This window comes from Natronorubrum halalkaliphilum, assembly GCF_009834785.1.
Lineage (GTDB): Archaea > Halobacteriota > Halobacteria > Halobacteriales > Natrialbaceae > Natronorubrum > Natronorubrum halalkaliphilum.
In genome coordinates, this window is sequence record NZ_WUYX01000023.1 from 72,168 (window position 1) to 90,948 (window position 18,781).

Below are 18,781 nucleotides of genomic sequence, written 5' to 3' on the forward strand. Positions count from 1 at the left end.
ACTCCTGGCCTTTCAGTCGTCGTCCTGTCCGTCGCTCCATTCGATCGCGTACTCCTCTTCCATCTCGGCCGTTCTCGAGTCGAACGCCTCGATCGATAGCGGCGGTAGATGCGGCTGCCGATCGTCGATTTCGTTCGGCAGATCCCGGTGATAGCGGACGTGCGTTTCGATATCGTACGGGAACTCACTGGTATCGACGCCGACGAATCCGTGGCCGTTCCGCGCGTTCGAGAGCACGTCTCGCCAGCGGTCCGTCGAAGCTAATCCGGCCGACTCTACGCCGTGGCCGAACAGCGTCGCCCGAATTTCGTCGTAGGGGTCCGCGTTCTCGAGGTACTCCTCGAGACAGTCGGCGTCGGACTGGGTGTTAAAGGCGGCCCAGTAGGGTATCGAGCCGGTCCGCATCGTCCACCAGGGTTCGACCAGGGCGAACGACTGGACGAGCAGCCGTTCGATCGGCCGGTCCCGCTCGGCGTAGCGCTCGCGGTACCAGTCGGCGACGAACGGGCTCAGATCCCGCGGATCGTCGAAGGCGAGTCGGCGCATATCGTACCCCCGTTCGCTCGCGAGTCGTTCGATATCGTCCCGGAGCGCCGGATCGAACCCCCACTCGGCCTCGGGAATTCGGCCGTCGGGCTCCGGCGTATCCCACTCGCGAATCCCGGCGTTCTGACGCGCGAGGAACGCCGCGACGGTCTCGCTTCCCTCGTAGTACTCTTCGGGGGCGAGTCCGCCGAGGCCGCCGACCTGGAAGCTGTGTCGGTCACCCAGATCGATCGCTGGCCAGTCGTACTCGCACTCGAGCGAGATGATCGTCCCGCCGGGTGCGAGCACCGTCTCGATGAACTCCTCGTAGGCGTCGCCCAGGGTTCGGGATTTCGTCCGGAAGTAGGCCAACTTCTGGACCATGAGCCGATCCTGGTTCGGGTCGTGCATCTGATGCAGCGAGATATCCGGGTTGGCCTCGAGAAACGGTCGTGCGTGCTCGCGACCCCAGCGGACGTCCTCGCGAATCGCGTCGGGATCCATATCCCGTCGCACGGGAACCAGAAAGGTATGGGGCAGCCACGGCACCCCGAGCATGGCCGCGAGGTGGACCGCCGCGCCGTTGCTCGAGCCGACGACGACGGCGGGATACCCCCGCGTCGGGTACTGTTCGACGACCCACTCCCGGAACCGCTCGATGTCGACGTCGCCGAGGTCGTCCGGCGAGACGCCCTCGTTTGCGCCCCCCTGTGTGTATATCGCCGTCCGCGCGCGTCGAGGGAGATAGTTGAGTCGCGCACCGAGCGGTGCCAGTTTGGGATTGATCATTCCGAGCGCCGGAAACTCCTCGCCGCGGAGGTAGCTGGCCGCGGCGCGAACGAATACCGTCGTGGAATCGAAGTTCGGCATCGCGGGCGGCGTCGATCGACTGCCCGCAAGCAGACTCGAGACCTTCATCGAGACGACACCTCGGATTCGCACGCAGCCTCGAGTGAGCGGAACGATACAACTCGCTCGTCGTGGTCCGGTCCCGAACGAACGGCGGTAGTCGACATCGGTTATTCAGCGACGAAGCGTACCACGTTCCATCGGATAATACTGTACCCGGCAGCGGGTGCGACCGACGGCTGATACTGTTGGACAGAACGACGTGAATCCGATGTTTTGCTGGGGTCGTCACCGTGGGCGACGACCCCGAATTCACGATCGGCTTCGTATTGACTGCTGTCCGACAGTATGAACGGACTCGATGCTGTTCACCGCAACCCGACAAAACATACTTGTCCGTGAACGCGCAACCGAACTGGCAGATGTCCAACGGAGAATTCGGCGAGTACGGGGGGAGACACGTGCCTGAACCACTGCTCGAGCCGCTCGAGCAACTCGCGGCCGCCTACGACGACGTCGCCGACAGCGACGCGTTCCGGTCCGACCTTCGGGACCATCTCGAGGAGTTCGCCGGTCGGCCGACGCCGCTGTACCATGCGCGCAATTTGAGCGATCGGTACGGTGCCGAAATCTACCTCAAACGCGAGGACTTGCTCCACGGCGGCGCACACAAGATCAACAACTGCCTCGGACAGGCGTTGCTCGCCAAGCGAGCCGGACGCGACCGCCTCATCGCGGAAACCGGGGCCGGCCAGCACGGCACCGCGACCGCGATGGTCGGGGCGTTGCTCGGTCTCGAGACGGAGATCTATATGGGCGCGAAAGACGTCGAGCGCCAGGAGATGAACGTCTTCCGGATGCGACTGATGGGTGCCGAGGTCAACGAGGTGACCCGCGGCAACGAGGGGCTCGCCGACGCCGTCGACGCGGCACTCGAGGACTTCGCGGAAAACGTCGACGACACCCACTATCTTGTCGGCAGCGTCGTCGGCCCAGATCCGTTCCCGCGGATGGTACGGGACTTCCAGAGCGTCATCGGTCGCGAAGCTCGCGAACAGTTCCGAGACCGAACTGGGGAACTCCCCGACGCCGCGGTCGCCTGCGTCGGCGGCGGCTCGAACGCGATCGGGCTCTTTCACGCCTTCCGAGAGGACGACGTCGACTTCTACGGAGCCGAAGGCGGCGGCGAAGGCGCCGACTCGAGCAAGCACGCGGCCCCGCTCGCGAAGGGGACGGACGACGTCATCCACGGGATGAAGACGCGGGTGATCGACGACGACGTCGACGTCCACTCGGTGTCGGCCGGCCTGGACTACCCCGGTGTCGGCCCCGAACACGCCATGTACCGGGCCGTCGGCCGCTGTGAGTATCAGGGGATCACTGACGAAGCGGCGCTCGCGGCGTTTCGGGAACTGAGCGAAACGGAGGGCATCATTCCGGCCCTCGAGTCCAGTCACGCTATCGCGCGGGCGATCCAACTGGCCGAAGCCGGTGAGCACGAGACGATCCTCGTGAATCTCTCGGGTCGCGGCGACAAGGACATGGAAACCGCGGCGTCGAAGTTCGATCTCTGATCGGCAGACACACACCGCATATCGCGCCCCGCCTTACAGCGATTCCCGCACTCGAGTCGCCAACTCGGTCGCCTCGTCGGGATCGAGTTCCGTCCGCGCAAGCGACACCGTGACGTCATCCTCGACGGAACGGGGCACGAGATGAACGTGTGCGTGGTCGACGGTCCCGACCAACGGCCCGCTTGTGTGGAAGACGCTGAATCCGTCGGGCTCGAGCGTCGCCTCCAGTGCGTTCGTGACGGTCCGGACCGTCTCGAAGACGGCCGCCGAGGTCGAGTCATCGATCAGCAGAATCTCTTCCTCGTGAACCCGTGGAACGACGAGCGTGTGGCCCGTTACAGCCGGGTTCCGATCGAGAAAGGCGACGGTTCGGTCGTCTTCATAGAGGATGTGGGCTGGCCGGTCACCGGCGATAATCCGGCAGAACTCGCAGTTGTCGTGCATATTTCACCCCTCTCCTGAACGCTCATATAGCTGTCTCCGTTTCCGTCTCCGGACTCGAGTCCGGTGGCGTCAGCCCGCCTCGACCGCCAGCAGCCCACACACTGTATCACAACAGTCCGTGCTGGTCTTGCACCGTCCGATACTGCTCGAGATACTGCTCGGCGACCGCCGACCGGTCGTACTCGGCGAACCGATCGTCGACATCGCGATACTCGAGGTCGCCCGCCTCGAGGATGGCGTCGGCGAGCTCCGCCTCGCTCGTCGTTCGGAACCCCCGATCCCACCCCTCCACGAGTTCGTGTGCACTCGAGTCGGCGTGATACTCGACGATCCCGACACACCCCGACGCCACTCCCCACAGCATCTCCGTCGGGAACACGCAGTGTTCGGCCGTCTGCGCGAAGACGTGTGCGCCCCGGTAGACGGCGATCCGCTCCTCGAGTTCCAGATCGCCGGCGAACGAGATCCGGTCGTCGATCCGAAGATCGCTCGCGAGACGTTCGTAGGCCGCTCGCTCGGGACCGTCGCCGACGACGACGGTCGACCAGTCGCGGTCTCGAAGTTCTGCCAGCGCGAGCAACAGGCTCTCGAGATTCGCCCCCTCGTCGAGTCGGCGGGCGTAGACGATATCGACCCGATCGCCCGGTGGGACGGACTGGACGCGCTCGAGATCGATCGGATTCGGGATGGTCTCGACGACGTCGCCGTCGGCACCGCGCTCTCGGATCCACGTGGCGACGAGTTCCGACGGCGTGACGAGCCGGTCGCCCCGTCCGAGCGCTCGCCTCGTCCATCGATCGGCAGCGATGCCGCCGTCGCCGTACCACTCGGCGAGCATCGGGGCCCGCGCGAGCGTTGCGCCCCAGCGTGCCGCGAGCAGGGCCGTTGGGGGCTGTGCACTCGCGTGGACGACATCGGGACTCGCTGCCAGCAGATCGAACGGGAGTCGGAGACAGAACGATCGGCGCGCCTCGGGGCTCGCTGAAACGGCGTGGTAGGTAATGTCGTCTCGCTCGAGCGTGGTCGCGTCGTCGTCCCAGAACTTGGCACAGAACAGGTGGACGTCGTGACCGTGGTCCCGGAGTAACTCGATAATCGACTGGAACCGCTGGTTCGTCTCGGTATCGCGGTGAAAAACCGTGTCGATCGAGACGAACACGACGCGCATACACCGCGGAACGTAACGATAGGATAAAAAGTCACTTCTTTCGGCCAGTTGTCCGTTGGGCGACCGATTTCGGTTCGACTCGAGGTTCCAGGGGTGATCAGTTTGTTACTGAGGTCAGCCCATTCGGATCTTCACTCGTTGCTGTCTGTGTCGCCGGTGGCGTTGTCTCCGGTGGTGTCGTTTCCGTTGGCGCTCGTGTCATCGCCATCGTTCTTCTCGTCTCACATCCGCCTGACGGGCAGCGTTGTGATCGGTGTGTAAATCGCTTCAGCACCACCGATAGTGCTGTGAGAGAAGGCAGTACCACGACGAAAATCCCGGTCGCGACCGATCAGTTAGTCGTCGCCGACGGTGAGTGCATCAGTGATGAACTCGGTGATTTGGTCGACGACACCCGCATCTTCGTCTTCGTCGTCCTCGTCGTCATCTCCGTCGTCTTCGCCATCACCTTCATCGTCGTCCCCGTCCGTATCGTCTTCGTCGTCACTGTCGTCTTCGCCATCTCCATCGTCGCTGCCGTTTTCGTCACCTGATGAGTCATCATCGTCGGCGTCGTCTTCGTCCTCTTCCTCATTACTCTCATCCGTTTCGTCGTCATCGTCCGATCCGTCTGTATCCTCCTCAGCGTCTTCATCATCGTCCGTCTCCGTGTCGTCGTCGTCATCCGACTCGTCGCCCGTTTCCGCATCGTCGTCGTCCGATGGTGGTTCGTCGCCCGCCTCACCTTCCTCATCGGTGTCGTCGTCATCGGCTGTCTCATCTACCGAGTCGTCCGTCTCGTTGTCCTCCTCCGAGTCGTTCTCGTCGTCGGTTTCGTCGGAGTCATTCGACTCAGTACCGGGGTCGTCGACGTCGACTGGTTCGTCACCGCCGTCATCAGCCGACGAACTGCCGGGCGAGAACCCGGCACCGACGGCCGCGATGGTCATACCGAACGCGACGAGCACGACCAGAATCGTCACGAGGACGGCTGCGGTCGAAACCGCGCTCTGATCGTCGCCGTTCTTCCCACCCGTATCTTGCATCGTAGGACGTAGTCTGGGACTCGAGACGCTTTGTTACGAACCACAATCAGTATCATGGTGGTCGGTGGCACACACTTCTCGACTCGAGCGGGACGAATCGCGCGTTCACTCGCCGCTCCCTGGTGCTGAATCGCACGAGTGCGTGGCGACGACCACCGGTGTAAGGTCGGACTAGACGGCCACAGTGCCGGGTCGAACTTGTGCCTTCGGCTCGGCGTGTCCTCCCTCACCAAACAGCGCCCGTCGCGTCCGCGGTTCCGCAACCAAAACGACTACCGTACCGAGTCGACACCTGCGTGTATGGGACGCTACGAGATCGAACGCTACCTCAATATTCGAAGCGCCTACGGGACGTCGTTCGGCCCCGACGGTGACCGACTCTCGTTCCTGATGGATACGACCGGAACCGCACAGGTCTGGACGCTCGAGGACCCTCGCTCGTGGCCCGAACAGCGGACGTTCTACGACGAACGAGTGACCTTCGCCTCGTGGTCGCCGGAACGACCCGAACTGATCTTCGGGATGGACGAGGGCGGCAACGAACGCGCCCAACTGTTCAAACTGGACGGCAAGACGGGTAAAATCGAGAACCTGACGGCGATGCCCGACGCCAAGCATCGCTGGGGCGGCTGGAGCCACGACGGCGAACGGTTCGCGTTCGCCTCGAACCGACGCGACGAGTCCGTCTTCGACATCTACGTTCAGGACCGCGACGAAACAGGTGATGAAGCTGAACTCGTCTACGAGGGCGACGGCTGGCTCTCGCTTTCCGGCTGGAGCCCCGACGACTCCCGACTGCTCGTCTCGCAGGCCTACTCCAACTTCGATCAGGATCTCTATGTGCTCGATCTCGCATCCGACGAGCCGGGACTCGAGCACCTCACGCCCCACGAGGGCGACGTTCGTTATCAAAGCGCGAGCTGGGCACCGGGCGGCGAGGGTATCTATCTCGTGACCGACGAGGGCGATGCGGACACGCTCTATCTGGCCTATCTCGACCTCGAGGATGGCGACCTCGAGACCGTCACGGATGGCGACGGATGGAACGTCGGTGGCATCGCGCTGGACGACGAGACGGGTCGGTTCGTCTACTCCCGAAACGTGGAGGGCTACACCGATCTGACGATCGGGGAATTCAACGCGGACGATCCCACGGCGTTCGAGACGTTTCCCGAACCCGACCTGCCGGGCGGTATCTCCGGCGGCGTGAGCTTCGACCCTGACGCCGAGCGCTTTGCACTGTCAACAACCGGCGATACGGTCAACACGAACGTCTTCGTAGTCGACATCGAGACCGGCGAGACCAAGCGCTGGACCGACGCCCCGACAGCGGGCATTCCACGGGACTCGTTTGACGAGTCCGAACTGGTCCATATCGAGAGCTTCGACGGGCTCGAGGTGCCCGGCTTTCTGACGCTTCCCGACGACGATGGGACGGCCGACAGCGACGACGGCGTTCCCGTCATCGTCGACATCCACGGCGGTCCCGAGAGCCAGCGCCGGCCGTCGTTCTCGAGTGTCAAACAGTACTTCCTCGATCAGGGCTACGGCTACTTCGAACCCAACGTCCGGGGCTCGTCGGGCTACGGTGCCGACTACGCGGCCCTCGACGACGTCGAAAAACGAATGGACTCGGTCGCCGACATCGAAGCCTGCGTCGAGTGGCTGCAAGCCCATCCGGCGGTCGATCCCGATCGAATCGTCGCCAAGGGCGGTTCCTACGGCGGGTTCATGGTCCTCGCCGCGCTGACGGAGTACCCCGACCTCTGGGCCGCCGGGATTGACATCGTCGGCATCGCCAACTTCGTCACGTTCCTCGAGAACACGGGCGACTGGCGGCGCGAACTCCGCGAGGCGGAGTACGGCAGTCTCGAGGAGGACCGCGAATTCTTGGCGGAAATTTCGCCGACGAATAACATCGAACACATCGATTCGCCGCTGTTCGTGCTCCACGGCGAAAACGACCCGCGCGTTCCCGTGGGCGAGGCCGAGCAGATCGTCGAGCAGGCCGCGGAGCAAGGCGTCCCGGTTCGGAAGCTGATCTTCGACGACGAGGGCCACGGCTTCTCGAAGCTCGAGAACCGCATCGAGGCCTACAACGCGATCGTCGACTTCCTCGACGAACACGTCTGAGCGCTAACAAACAGCTAACGTTACCGATTCACGGGCGTTAACCAACCCCCCTCGCATAGGTTCGGTATGCGCTGGCGACGCGCAGCGGCCGGGCTCACGCTGGCGATCGCGCTAGTCGGCCTGCTGGTCTACGGCGTCGGCTGGGAAGCCGTCCTCGAGCACGTCGGTCGAGCCGACCCGCTCGCGCTGATGGGTGCTGCCGTAACCGGGCTCGGCATCCTCCTTTTTCGCGGGCTGATCGTCGAGCGGTTACTCAAACCCATTCAGGGATCCGCTCGCGGGTCCACGTTTGCCACGGCGTTTCTGGCCGGCTATTTCGCCCGAAGCGCGCTTCCGTGGGGACGGTCGACCGGGACACCGATCACGGCGTATCTCCTCGCAGCGAATTCCGACTCCGAGTTCGAAGACAATCTCGCGGTCGTCGCGACCGCCGAACTGTTCGGCTTCGCCGCGAGCCTGGTGATCGCGCTCGTCGGCCTCACCGCGTACGTTATCGGCGGTTCGAACGCGCCACAGGGCCTGCTCGCGAGCGGGGCCCTCGTCGGCACCGGCGGATTGCTCGTCGCCGGAACGGTCGTCCTGACCGTCGATCGGGGCTGGGCTCGCCCGCTCCTGTTCGACTTCGCGCTGACGTGTGAGACCGCCGCCGGGAAACTCCCGCGTGTGAACGGCATCGACGGGGTCCTCACCCGTCGGCTCGAGCGGCTGTTTTCGGCGCTCGAGCGGATCGGGGCGGCTCGCCGAACGCTCGTGATCGCGTTCGGCGCGGCACTCGCGGGGTGGGTCATCAACGCGTTGCCGCTGTATTTCAGTCTGCTCGCGCTGGGGGTTTCGGCGCCGCTCTCGATCGCGCTCCTCTGTGCGCCGCTTGCGTCCTTCGGCGGCGTGCTCCCGTTACCGGGTGGGACCGGTGGGATCGAAGTCGTCCTGGCCAGCCTGCTCGTCGCCACCGTCGGACTGACCGGCGATGTGGCGACGGCGGCGGCGCTGCTGTACCGGCTGACGACCTACTGGCTCCACCTGGCTATCAGCGGTGCCGGTGCAGTGTACCTTTCCGTCTCCGGGAGGCGGGTCGTGTCGGTTTGAGTCACGCCGGGGTCGGCCTTGCCCTCCCGTGCCGTCTCCACACCGATTTTGGGTCGCTATCATCGATAATCGTTAGTCGCTTTGTTCAGCAAAACTTACATTTACTCGCGCAAGATGCACAACCGTGCCCGCTATCGAAACGACCGCCCTGACCAAACGGTACGGCGAGGACATCCTCGCCGTCGACGGCCTCGATCTGACGGTCGAGGAAGGAGAGATATTCGGCTTTCTGGGACCTAACGGTGCCGGAAAGTCGACGACGATCAACATGTTACTGGACTTCGTCCGCCCCTCCGAGGGACGCGCAACGGTGCTGGGATACGACGCCCAAGACGAAACCGGCGCGATCCGCGAGCGAATCGGCGTCCTGCCCGAGGGGGCAACCCTTTACGAGCGACTGACGGCTCGCGAACACGTCGAATGGGTCGCTGACACGAAGCGTTCGACCACGGACGTCGATGCGATTCTCGACCGGGTCGGCATCCTCGAGGACGCCGACCGAGCGGCCGGCGGGTTCTCGAAGGGAATGCGCCAGCGACTCGGCCTCGGGATGGCGCTCGTCGGCGATCCGGACCTGCTAATCCTCGACGAACCGTCTTCGGGGCTCGATCCGAACGGCATCCAGGACATGCGGCAACTGCTCCGCGAGGAGGCCGAGTCGGGAACGACCGTCTTCTTCTCGAGTCACATCCTCTCGGAGGTCGAAGCCGTCTGTGACCGGGTCGGTATCATGAACCAGGGACGGCTCGTGGCACTGGATAGCATCGCAACGCTTCGAGACGAGGCGACCGGGGAGGCGACCATCGAGGTCGAACTCGCTTCGCCGGCCGATCCCGAGTCGCTCGCGGTCGACTCGATCGACGGCGTCCGAGGGGCGACCGTCGAGGACGGCGCAGTAACCGCCGTCTGCGAGACGCCCGGCGTCAAGGTCGACGTCGTCCGCCACCTCGATCAACGGGCCACCGTAACGGACATCCTCTCGAGCGATACGTCACTCGAGGAGCTGTTCAACCAGTACACCGGAGAGACCGACGCGTTACCCGGCGACGAAGTCGGGACGCCGGACGATGCTCGCGACCGGGAGCCAGAGGTGATCGCATGAGCGTCGTTTCGGTCGCCAAGCGCGACTTCCTGGACGTCCGCCGGGCCAAACTCGTCTGGGCGCCCGTCGCGCTGTACGTCGTGTTCATGCTCCTGTTCTACTGGGGCCAGAGCAACAGTTCGAACCCGGACTTTTATGCGGTCATGTTCAGCCTCGCGACGGTCGGCGGCGTGTTGCTCGTCCCGCTCGTCGCACTCGTCGCGGCGTACCTCTCGATCGCCGGTGAGCGCGAATCGGGCAGTATCAGATACCAGTTGAGTCTCCCGGTCTCACGGACCGATGTCGTCCTCGGCAAACTGCTCGCTCGAACGGGCGTGGTGGCCGCCGCGCTGCTCGCCGCGTTCGCTATCGGCATCGTCGCAGCCTGGATTCTCGTTCCGGAGATGACCGTCGAGTACGGCGATTACACCGCGTTCGTCGGTCTCACGCTACTGTACGCGTCCGCCTACGTCGCCGTCGCCGTCGCGATTTCGGCGGCGACCTCGAGTCGGTCGCGGGCGATGAGCAGCGCGATCGGCTTCTTCTTCGTGTTCAACATCGTCTGGAACTTCCTCCCGGTTGGTCCGACGTACATGGCCGAGTTCGTCTTCGAAGAACTGGGGATCGGCTACGCCGACGAGCACCTGCAGTTCATCTTCAGTCTCAGTCCGACCGGCGCGTATCTCAACGGGCTTGGACTCGCGTTCCCGGAAACGGCATTCGGTGGTCAGGTCGCGGCTGGCGTCGACCCGTTCTACGTCCAGGACTGGTTCATGCTCGTGATCCTCGCCGGCTGGGTGGTCGTTCCGCTCGCACTCGGTATCTGGCAGTTTCGACGTGCGGATCTCGGATAACCGAATGCGATCGCCGACCCCGTTCTGGCGATCGGCGGTAACTAGTTACAGCAATCCGTATCAGTCGATGACGCCCGTTTTCGTCGCCACGTCTCGAGCGGCCCGCTCGTTCATCCCGTCGCCAAGAATCGTGTAGCGATCGCGGATCGAATGACAGGTCGTCAGCGCCTCGATCACGGTTTCGTCGTCGATACCGAGTTCGTCGGCGGTCGTCGGCGCGTCGATACTCGAGAGCGCGTTCCGGATATCCCGCCAGATGCCGTCTTCGCCCCCGTGGAGGTAGGCGGTCATGATCGAGCCGACGCCGACCTGGTGGCCGTGCAACGCCGCGCCGGGAGCCAGCCGATCGAGCTGGTGGGAAAAGAGGTGTTCGGCACCGCTTGCCGGCCGCGAGGAGTCGGCGATGCTCATCGCGACGCCCGAGGACATGAGCGCCTTGCTGACGATCCAGGCCGACTCCTCGAGACCGGGCCGAACGAGATCGGCGTTGCCGACCAAAATCTCGGCGGTCATCTCCGAGAGCGCGGCGGCGTACTCGGAGTACTCCACGTCTTTGAGCCGCTTTGCGAGCCGCCAGTCCATCACCGCGGTGTAGTTCGAAATGATGTCGGCACAGCCGGCGGTCGTCAGTTCCCACGGCGCCTGGGCGAGCACTTCGGTGTCGGCGACGACCGCGAGCGGCGGTTTGGCCGCGACGCTGTGTCGGGTATCACCCTCCGGGACGGAGCCCCGATTGCTGATGACGCCGTCGTGACTCGCCGCCGTCGGAACGGACAAAAACCCCATCTCGAGGTGGTGACTCGCCATCTTGGCGATGTCGATGGCTTTCCCACCGCCGATGCCGACGAGGTAGGACACTTCTTCGGCCTCGGCGGTCTCGATGACGTCCTCGACGGCGTCGAACGACGCCGTCTCGACCGTGACGACTGCGGGGTCGATCCCGGCGGCTTCGAAATCGGCAGCGATCGGGTCCGCGGCGACTTTACGCGGCGTCGGGCTGGTCACGAATAACGGCCGACCCTGCAGGTGGAGGTCGTCGATGACGTCGACGACCCTGTCGATGACCCCGTGGCCGACGACGACGTTTCGCGGCAGCCGAATCCACGTCGACTTCTCGAACATACGTCGACTGACTCACGCACCACGCATACGTGTTTTTCCTCGCCGTCGCCGTTCGTGTTTCGAATCGAAATAACCATACCCATGGATGCGAGACCGCAGTGCGTGGCGAACCCGAACCGACAGCTGTACGCTCTGTATCTGACGCGATTTGCAGCCGGATTCGGGCTGATGACACTCGTGACGCTGTTACCGGTCTACATCAACCAGTTCGAAGCGTCGGGGCTCGTGCTCGGACTGTTCGTCAGCGCGGTAACGATCGCGAAAACGGGGGCGATCGTCCCGCTGGCGTGGGCGGGGGACCGATACGACAAGCGACAGGTACTGCTCGTCGGGATCGGTCTCGGCGTCGTCGTTTACGCCGCGTTCGCGCTCGTCGCCTCGAGTCTGGGATTCATCGGCGTTCGCGCGCTGCAAGGTGTCACCCTCGTTGCAACGGGACTGTTGAGCACCGCACTCGTCGGCCAACTCGCGCCGGTCGACGAGCGCGCGAACGCGATCGGCAAGGCGAACGCGTGGCGACTCGCCGCGGGGATCGTCGGCGCGCTCGCCGCGGGACAGTTGTACGAGTACGCCGGGTTTTCGGCGGTCTACACGGTCGTCGTGACGCTCATGTTCGCGGCCGTCTGTGCCGTGACGCTGTTCGTCGATCGCGATCCGACCCGGGTCAGCGGGTTTCCGTTTTCCGACCTGGCGCTTAACCGTCGGATACTGACGCTGACGACCTTCCGGGCTCAGTACGCGTTCTCGGTCGAGGTCGTTCGCGCCTGGGTACCGATCTACGCCGGGGCCGCCGCCGCAACCGGCGGCCTGGCCTACGGTGCAGTCGCGGTCAGTCTCGTCGTCACGGCCGAACGCGCCGCGAACATGGTTGTCCAGCCCTACGCCGGTCGGCTGTCGGACCGGTTCGGCCGTGCCCTGTTCGTCTTCGCCGGCGGCGGCGCCTACGGCGTTATCGCCTTTCTCGTCCCCTTCTCACCCAGAATCGGCGATGCGCTGGCGCTCCCTGCCGCACTTTCGGCGGTCGATGCTGCCGGCCCCGCGTTCGTTCCCGCCGAAACGATCGCAGCGTTCGGGCCGGCGTTTCTGCCGCTGCTCGTTCTGAGCGGGCTGCTCGGCGTGACCGACGCGTTTCGAGAACCGGCGAGTATGGCGCTGTTTGCCGACGAAGGCACGAGCGACGGCGGCGTCGCCTCGAGTTTCGGTATCCGCGAACTCGTCTGGCGACCCGGCAGCGTTCTCGGCCCGATGATCGCCGGCGTCCTGACCGACTACAACATGGCCTACGCGTTCTACTTCGGCGGTGCGTTCGCTATCACGGGTGCGTTCGCCTTTCTGGTGGTACTGTGGCGATCCCACGGCCGGTCGGCGCTGTCGACCTGGTAGCGGTTAGCGGTAGCGGTACCCGCGCCCGTGCCCGCGGCCGGTTACGCTACCCGTTTCCCCCTGTCACTGATTCGATCACCCGTTTCTCCCCGTTCCCGGCTCGCTCGTCTACTCGAGCGTTTCCAAAATTCCGAGGACGCGTTCCTCAGCGTCCCGTTCCGGACCGTGCTCGCTCCCGTCGCGGTCGCTCTCGAGGTGGGACTCGACGGCGCGTTCCATCGCGTCCTCGAGCGGCGTCGACTCCCAGCCCAGCGCGGCGAGTTTGGCCGTCGACAGGACGTGTGGGTACTCCCGGTAGAGGAGGTAGTCGTCGGGATCGATGTCGCCGGCCGCAAGTTCGCGGGCACCGGCGTGAGCGATGTCGACGCTCGCCGCTCTCGGTTCGCTTCGCTCACCGTTCGCGTTTTCCGTGGCACGTGACGCCACGCACTCCAGTTTGTCGGCGATCAGTTCGACCATCTCCTCGAGAGTCACGAGTCGCCGGTCGCCGACGTTGTACGCCTCGCCGGCGTCGCCGCGTTCGGCGATGATTCGCATCGCGCTGGCGACGTCCTCGACGTAGGCGCGGTGCCAGACGTTCGTCCCGTCGCCGGGGACGAGAACCCGATCAAAGCGGTTGATCCGGTCGATCCACCAGTCGAGTCGCTCGGTATAATCGTGGGGCCCATAGACGATGCAGGGTCGAACACTCATCGCATTGACACCCTTCTCCGCGGCCGCGAAAACGGCGCGGTCGCCCTCGGCCTTCCGGTTACCGTAGGTCTCGCTCGAGTCGTCGGTCGCCTGGTCGGGCGTACAGGGCTCGAGCGGCGTCACCCCTTCGCGTTTGGGGATTTCCTCGCGGCCGTAGGCCGCGCCGCTCGAGATGTAGACGTACGCCTCACAGTCGTCGAAGATCCGGGTCGCCGCGCGGACGTCTTTCGGGTGATAGGCCACGCAGTCGAAGACCGCGTCGGGTTCGACCGTCGTTGCGGCGGCCTCGAGCGCCGAGTCGTTGGTTCGGTCGCCCTCGATGTGGGTAACCTGCTCGTCGTCCTCGAAGGGATTTTCGTGATTGCCGCGGTTGAGAATCGTCACGTCGTAGGCGTGCTCTAAGAGTTCGTCCACGAGATGCCGACCGATAAACCGCGTGCCGCCGATAACGAGTGCGCTGTCCATGGTCAGACATCGGGGGTCCCGGTAAAAATTCCGACGATCGAACGCCCCCGCGAACGGAACAGTCACGATAGCCACGAACTGGTTCTTTTTGCCTGTCCGTGGACCGTCGACGTACGTATGGCAGCACATCACGAACCGGATCGATCTCCCGAGCAGCCACTCGAGTGCGATCACTGTCACTATCCGATCCCGGGCGAGTCGGAGGACACCGACGACGGTCGCTTCTGCTCGACGGCCTGTCTCGAGGCTGCGGACGACGAGTCGGCGATGCCCGAGCCCAGCGCGTATAAGCGCATCGCCACCGGCGTCGAACCGCTGGACTCGGTCGTTCCGAACGGCGTCCCCGCGGACTCGTTCGTCTGCGTCTCCGGCGATGCGGGTACTCGTCGGAGCGAACTCCTGACCGAACTCGTCTGGCGGGCCCTCGAACGCGGCGAACCCGCGGTCGTCATCACCGCGACGACCCCGCCGACGGCCGTCCTCGAGCGCTTCTTCGAGAACGGGTGGAACGTCCTGCCCGCACTCGAGGACGATCGGCTCCGTCTCATCGACTGTTTCACCCACCGGCTGTCTGATCGGGAGGACTTCCTCGAGCACCGAAGCCGGTGGATCGAGTTCGTCGGAGCGACCGCCGCCGAATCGATCGTCGCGATCGAGGAGCCGACCGAGCTTCGGTCGATACTGACCGGCCTGAACGAGGCGCTCGGCGACCTCGAGATGACCGAGACCGGGCTGGTAACGATCGATTCCCTCGACGAGTTCGAGGACCACCACCTCCATGAGTTCATCACGGAGACCAGAGCGACGGTCTGCAAGGCTCGCTACGTGCCTATCGTCGCCGGCGCGACGGCTGGTAACGAACTCGATCCCGGCAACGAGTCCATCTTCGACGGAATCGTCGATCTGCGACTGACCGATCACCTCGAGCCGGACGTCCGCCACAGACAGCTCAGCGTTCGGAAACTGGCCGGCGCAAAGCACCTCCCCCAGTGGCTCACCTACGAGTACGAACCTGCCCGCGGCCTGTTCGTCTCCGGGCCGGTGAGAGACAGCGGCCAGCGGGCTCCCGGAGCGCCTACGCCTCGAGTGGCTCAGGAGCGTCGGTAACGGGTCCGTCGTCCGTGCACGATAACTCACGCTCTGGTTTTATCCGCTCGACGGTCGAACAGCGGATGCCGAATCGGCCGTCGATGCGCCGGTACGTCGGTACGCAGCGGCCAACCGGCCAGCGATCGACTGGCGCGCGGAATGTGCACCCTACGCCATCGGCGGGAGAGACGAGCAGCCGGCGAGATCACGCTACCCACTTCACAGCCATGAACGACCGATACGACAGCCGACGGACGCGCGATCGAGGGACCGAACGCTCGAGCGATTCCGGTGAGCGAACCGATCGGGACGACGGCGGACAGAGCCGTGAGGGCGACGATCGCGGTTGGCTTCACGGATTGTACTCGCGACAGGGCAGCGAGAGTGCGGAGAGCCGCGGCCCGTCTCGAGGTGGCCAGTCTCAGGGTGGGCCCCAGGGACAGGGCCGACAAGAGAGCCAAGGGATGAATCGCGGTGGCCGTTCCCGACAGGGCCAGCAGCGACAGCAGGGCCAACGCAACGACAGCGACTTCGAAACGAACGCGCGCGAACAGGCGAACCTCGAGTACGGCGGCGTCGCTCGGCGGGACGAACACCAGCAGGAAGGCGGACAGCAATACCGATCCGGGCGGAGTCGACAGAGCCAGCACGGAGAACAGCAGCACAGCCGGGGTCAGCACGGTCAGCAACACCAACACAGTCAGGGACGGCGAGGACAGCAGGACCAGCATCGAATGGACCACCGGCAAAGGAGCGGCCAGCAATCTCGGCGCGGACAGCAGGGACGCGGACGACAGCGGCAAGAGCAGGATCAACAACAGGGCCGGCGAGGCCAACAGCGTCGAGGACGCGAACAACAGGGACGGTCCGACGACCACGGCGGACGCGAACAGTCACGCCGTGAACGGCAGGAAACCCCCGGAAGCCAGTTCGAACCCGACGTTCGCACGGAATCGAACCTCGAGTACGGCGGCGAGGCTCGGCGGGTTGACCAGCAGGGACAACAGGGCGAGTACCAACCGCAACAGCAACAGGGACACCGTCAGCGTCAGCACCGGAGCGACCGGGGCCAGCAGGATCAGCAGCGGGAGCACCAGGGAGACCAGAGTCGGCAGGACCGCGGCGGGCAGGAGCGCCAGCCGCGTGGCGCATCGCAGATGCGGGACCAGCAAGACAGGGAGCGTCAGCAGGGTCAACAGAACCACCGCGACCAGCAGGACCAGGGCGGCCGCCACGAACGAGGAGAATCCGGTCAATCCGGCGGTCGACAACACGGCCAGCAGAACCAGCAGCAGCGCCGCCACCGCGGCCAAGGTGGCCGGGGACGGGACTATTCCCAGCGCGGCGGCAGCCAGCAGGGCTTCCAGCGCGGTCACGAGCGCCGCACGGAATCTCGAGGGGACGATTCCCGTTCTCGGTCTCAATCCCGATCCAACCAGTCCGGCCGGGAGATGCAGGGCCAGCGCGGTCAGCCCGCTCGTCGCGGCCGACAGGGCCAGCGGGACACCGGTGACCGAACCGATATCGGCCGCCAGCGAATGGACGATCAGTCGGGCGGCGGCCTCGAGTACCGCCAGCGGGGGCGCCGAGACGAACAGGGCAACTGGACCGACGACCCCGAAATGGATCGGTCACAGAACACCCAAGACTCCCGGCGGCAAGATACTCGAGGATCCCACGAGTCCCACACCCGCGACTGGAACCGTCAGCGGGGGCAATCGAACACGGGCGGTGATACCGACCGGAATCGGCAGGATCAGGGTCGGAACCAGCGCGCCGGCGACGGTGAGGACCGCCAGCGCACCCAGCAATCGGACGAGGACATGAGCAACCGACGCCACGTCCACGAGAACGAGCAGGAACACCGGGACGAGGAGAGTCGCGGCGACCACTACCGGGACAGCTAACGGCTCACTGCGACGAACCGGTTCGGCTTTCGCTTTTGCTTCGCTTCCGTTTTTGTCCCTCCATCGCCACCACCCGATACGGACGGCACCGACGTTCTCAGTATCGACGTCCCTCGAGCGACGACCATCGAAGTCGGTTCTTACCGCCGTCCGGAAGTGCGAACTGGCGGAGGCGCTACCGGCTGACCCCGTCTACCAGTTCGGGCCCCGATTGCGACCGTTCGCCGCACCTGTTGGCCGCACCCGACGCCGCGACCGGCCGCGAGGTAGCCGCGGCCGACGGCGGTCGGGTCGACCGCGAGCAGCACTCGGCCGGTTCTCGACCCGACGGACTGGTCCGGTCACGGTGAGTTATTACCCGCCCGCGCAAACTGGTGTCTATGGCTGAACACGATTCAGATTCCGATTCCGACTCCGACTCCGACTCGGCGCACAGCCAACCGCTCAGCGACGACGCGATGACGCGATTCCCCGTTCCCGACTTCGCGGACCTCCCCGAAGACCTCCGCGAGCGTATCGAGGACGAAACCGAGCGAGCGGGGTTTACGCCGAATATTTTCTCGGCGATGGCGTACAAGCCCTCACACTTCCGTGCGTTTTTCGCCTACCACGATGCGCTCGTCGACGACACCGCCCTCGAGCGCGAGGAAATCGAGATGATCATCGTCGCGGTTTCGGGCGTCAACCACTGCTACTACTGCAACGTCGCCCACGGGGCACTCGCCCGGATCTACGCCGACGATCCGCTGCTGGCCGACCAACTGGTCGCTAACTACCGGACCGCAGACGTCAACGACGCGCATCGAACGATGCTCGACATCGCCGTAAAGCTGACCGAACGGCCGACCGAGGTCGAAGAAGACGACCTCGAGACGCTCCGTGCGGCCGGGTTCAGCGAGGAAGCCATCTGGGATATCGCCGCCGTAACGTCGTTTTTCAACCTGAGCAATCGGATGGCGATGTTCGCCGATATGCGCCCGAACGACGAGTTTCACGCGCTCGGTCGAGAGTGATACTACCGTCGCCGCCGGACGCCAACACCCTGATCGGGCGATAGTTATGTGAGTAGCTTGAACTCCCCAATCGGTACTATCGCGACCGGATGTGCCCGCAGTCGGCGTTCGACGACCAGCAATTCGGCGATGGTCTGGGACGGAATCGACATGGATTAGCCAAGGCTAAACATTAAGTTAGGAGGGCTAAAACGGTGGTCGTAATGGAGGTGATAACGCAACGAAAACGAAATCGGCATCTCTGACCATGACTGTTACCGGGTCCGATCGTGCCAGGTGACACCCACCCGGTAGACAGCGGAAACCGACACGTGGTTACGACCAACTCCCCCACGCGTGGTCAGTCACTCGTAACCGTCAGTCGGTGGTT

General features: G+C 64.6%; 17 protein-coding genes. 9 read left to right on the forward strand and 8 right to left on the reverse strand.

Going from position 1 to position 18,781, the window contains the following annotated elements; all coding sequences use genetic code 11:
* Positions 1-12: 12 nt before the first annotated feature.
* Positions 13-1,443: a hypothetical protein gene (locus GS429_RS06420; RefSeq protein WP_160063804.1), complete on the reverse strand. Its 1,431-nt coding sequence runs from the start codon at positions 1,441-1,443 to the stop codon at positions 13-15.
* Positions 1,444-1,796: 353 nt separating this feature from the next.
* Here GS429_RS06420 and trpB point away from each other — a divergent pair, with 353 nt between their 5' ends.
* Entirely contained in the window at positions 1,797-2,948 is a 1,152-nt protein-coding gene (trpB, locus tag GS429_RS06425; RefSeq protein WP_160063806.1) for a tryptophan synthase subunit beta, read from the forward strand.
* A gap of 33 nt (positions 2,949-2,981) precedes the next feature.
* On the opposite strand, the gene GS429_RS06430 is transcribed toward trpB, so the two are convergent.
* From GS429_RS06430 to GS429_RS06440, 3 genes are all read right to left on the reverse strand, one after another.
* Positions 2,982-3,392 (reverse strand): HIT family protein, encoded by a 411-nt coding sequence (locus GS429_RS06430; protein ID WP_160063808.1) that lies wholly within the window; start codon positions 3,390-3,392, stop codon positions 2,982-2,984.
* A gap of 106 nt (positions 3,393-3,498) precedes the next feature.
* Positions 3,499-4,560, reverse strand: coding sequence for a glycosyltransferase family 4 protein (locus GS429_RS06435; RefSeq protein WP_160063810.1), 1,062 nt, complete (start codon positions 4,558-4,560; stop codon positions 3,499-3,501).
* Positions 4,561-4,895: 335 nt separating this feature from the next.
* Positions 4,896-5,585: a hypothetical protein gene (locus GS429_RS06440; protein ID WP_160063812.1), complete on the reverse strand. Its 690-nt coding sequence runs from the start codon at positions 5,583-5,585 to the stop codon at positions 4,896-4,898.
* Between the two features lie 300 nt (positions 5,586-5,885).
* Here GS429_RS06440 and GS429_RS06445 point away from each other — a divergent pair, with 300 nt between their 5' ends.
* The 4 genes from GS429_RS06445 to GS429_RS06460 all read left to right on the forward strand — a co-directional run bounded on the left by GS429_RS06445 (position 5,886) and on the right by GS429_RS06460 (position 10,739).
* Positions 5,886-7,718: a S9 family peptidase gene (locus tag GS429_RS06445; protein ID WP_160063814.1), complete on the forward strand. Its 1,833-nt coding sequence runs from the start codon at positions 5,886-5,888 to the stop codon at positions 7,716-7,718.
* Between the two features lie 66 nt (positions 7,719-7,784).
* The gene (locus GS429_RS06450; RefSeq protein ID WP_160063816.1) at positions 7,785-8,804 is read left to right on the forward strand and encodes a lysylphosphatidylglycerol synthase transmembrane domain-containing protein; all 1,020 of its coding nucleotides are present in this window, start codon (positions 7,785-7,787) and stop codon (positions 8,802-8,804) included.
* A 124-nt stretch (positions 8,805-8,928) separates the two neighbouring features.
* Positions 8,929-9,906, forward strand: a complete 978-nt coding sequence (locus tag GS429_RS06455) for an ABC transporter ATP-binding protein (RefSeq protein WP_328821275.1) — start codon at positions 8,929-8,931, stop codon at positions 9,904-9,906.
* Positions 9,903-10,739: an ABC transporter permease subunit gene (locus tag GS429_RS06460; RefSeq protein WP_160063818.1), complete on the forward strand. Its 837-nt coding sequence runs from the start codon at positions 9,903-9,905 to the stop codon at positions 10,737-10,739. Before GS429_RS06455 ends, GS429_RS06460 begins: the two co-directional genes overlap by 4 nt.
* A gap of 60 nt (positions 10,740-10,799) precedes the next feature.
* On the opposite strand, the gene GS429_RS06465 is transcribed toward GS429_RS06460, so the two are convergent.
* Positions 10,800-11,861 carry an NAD(P)-dependent glycerol-1-phosphate dehydrogenase gene (locus GS429_RS06465; RefSeq protein WP_160063820.1) on the reverse strand — a complete coding sequence of 354 codons (1,062 nt, stop codon included), beginning with the start codon at positions 11,859-11,861 and terminating at the stop codon, positions 10,800-10,802.
* Positions 11,862-11,942: 81 nt separating this feature from the next.
* Between GS429_RS06465 and GS429_RS06470 the strand changes: the two genes are divergently transcribed.
* Positions 11,943-13,244: an MFS transporter gene (locus tag GS429_RS06470; RefSeq protein ID WP_160063822.1), complete on the forward strand. Its 1,302-nt coding sequence runs from the start codon at positions 11,943-11,945 to the stop codon at positions 13,242-13,244.
* A 108-nt stretch (positions 13,245-13,352) separates the two neighbouring features.
* On the opposite strand, the gene GS429_RS06475 is transcribed toward GS429_RS06470, so the two are convergent.
* Positions 13,353-14,402 (reverse strand): NAD-dependent epimerase/dehydratase family protein, encoded by a 1,050-nt coding sequence (locus tag GS429_RS06475; RefSeq protein ID WP_160063824.1) that lies wholly within the window; start codon positions 14,400-14,402, stop codon positions 13,353-13,355.
* A gap of 117 nt (positions 14,403-14,519) precedes the next feature.
* On the opposite strand from GS429_RS06475, the gene GS429_RS06480 reads away from it, so the two are divergent.
* Complete coding sequence (locus GS429_RS06480; RefSeq protein ID WP_160063826.1) at positions 14,520-15,509, forward strand: RAD55 family ATPase; 990 nt, start codon at positions 14,520-14,522, stop codon at positions 15,507-15,509.
* Positions 15,510-15,535: 26 nt separating this feature from the next.
* Here GS429_RS06480 and GS429_RS06485 read toward each other — a convergent pair whose 3' ends face one another.
* The gene (locus GS429_RS06485; RefSeq protein ID WP_160063828.1) at positions 15,536-16,369 is read right to left on the reverse strand and encodes a hypothetical protein; all 834 of its coding nucleotides are present in this window, start codon (positions 16,367-16,369) and stop codon (positions 15,536-15,538) included.
* A gap of 15 nt (positions 16,370-16,384) precedes the next feature.
* Positions 16,385-16,867: a hypothetical protein gene (locus GS429_RS06490; protein WP_160063830.1), complete on the reverse strand. Its 483-nt coding sequence runs from the start codon at positions 16,865-16,867 to the stop codon at positions 16,385-16,387.
* Between the two features lie 75 nt (positions 16,868-16,942).
* Here GS429_RS06490 and GS429_RS06495 point away from each other — a divergent pair, with 75 nt between their 5' ends.
* Both GS429_RS06495 and GS429_RS06500 read left to right on the forward strand, forming a co-directional pair.
* On the forward strand, positions 16,943-17,398 hold the full coding sequence (locus GS429_RS06495) for a hypothetical protein (RefSeq protein WP_160063832.1): 456 nt from the start codon (positions 16,943-16,945) through the stop codon (positions 17,396-17,398).
* Between the two features lie 458 nt (positions 17,399-17,856).
* Entirely contained in the window at positions 17,857-18,411 is a 555-nt protein-coding gene (locus tag GS429_RS06500; RefSeq protein ID WP_425438189.1) for a peroxidase-related enzyme, read from the forward strand.
* Positions 18,412-18,781 lie beyond the last annotated feature (370 nt).

Bases quoted from the DNA above. Each gene is read 5' to 3' on its own strand.
- GS429_RS06450 (WP_160063816.1), top strand. From the start codon at position 7,785: ATGCGCTGGCGACGCGCAGCGGCCGGGCTCACGCTGGCGATCGCGCTA.
- GS429_RS06435 (WP_160063810.1), bottom strand. From the start codon at position 4,560: ATGCGCGTCGTGTTCGTCTCGATCGACACGGTTTTTCACCGCGATACC.
- trpB (WP_160063806.1), top strand. From the start codon at position 1,797: ATGTCCAACGGAGAATTCGGCGAGTACGGGGGGAGACACGTGCCTGAA.
- GS429_RS06430 (WP_160063808.1), bottom strand. From the start codon at position 3,392: ATGCACGACAACTGCGAGTTCTGCCGGATTATCGCCGGTGACCGGCCA.
- GS429_RS06500 (WP_425438189.1), top strand. From the start codon at position 17,857: ATGACGCGATTCCCCGTTCCCGACTTCGCGGACCTCCCCGAAGACCTC.
- GS429_RS06475 (WP_160063824.1), bottom strand. From the start codon at position 14,402: ATGGACAGCGCACTCGTTATCGGCGGCACGCGGTTTATCGGTCGGCAT.
- GS429_RS06480 (WP_160063826.1), top strand. From the start codon at position 14,520: ATGGCAGCACATCACGAACCGGATCGATCTCCCGAGCAGCCACTCGAG.
- GS429_RS06470 (WP_160063822.1), top strand. From the start codon at position 11,943: ATGGATGCGAGACCGCAGTGCGTGGCGAACCCGAACCGACAGCTGTAC.
- GS429_RS06445 (WP_160063814.1), top strand. From the start codon at position 5,886: ATGGGACGCTACGAGATCGAACGCTACCTCAATATTCGAAGCGCCTAC.
- GS429_RS06465 (WP_160063820.1), bottom strand. From the start codon at position 11,861: ATGTTCGAGAAGTCGACGTGGATTCGGCTGCCGCGAAACGTCGTCGTC.
- GS429_RS06460 (WP_160063818.1), top strand. From the start codon at position 9,903: ATGAGCGTCGTTTCGGTCGCCAAGCGCGACTTCCTGGACGTCCGCCGG.
- GS429_RS06440 (WP_160063812.1), bottom strand. From the start codon at position 5,585: ATGCAAGATACGGGTGGGAAGAACGGCGACGATCAGAGCGCGGTTTCG.
- GS429_RS06420 (WP_160063804.1), bottom strand. From the start codon at position 1,443: ATGAAGGTCTCGAGTCTGCTTGCGGGCAGTCGATCGACGCCGCCCGCG.
- GS429_RS06495 (WP_160063832.1), top strand. From the start codon at position 16,943: ATGCAGGGCCAGCGCGGTCAGCCCGCTCGTCGCGGCCGACAGGGCCAG.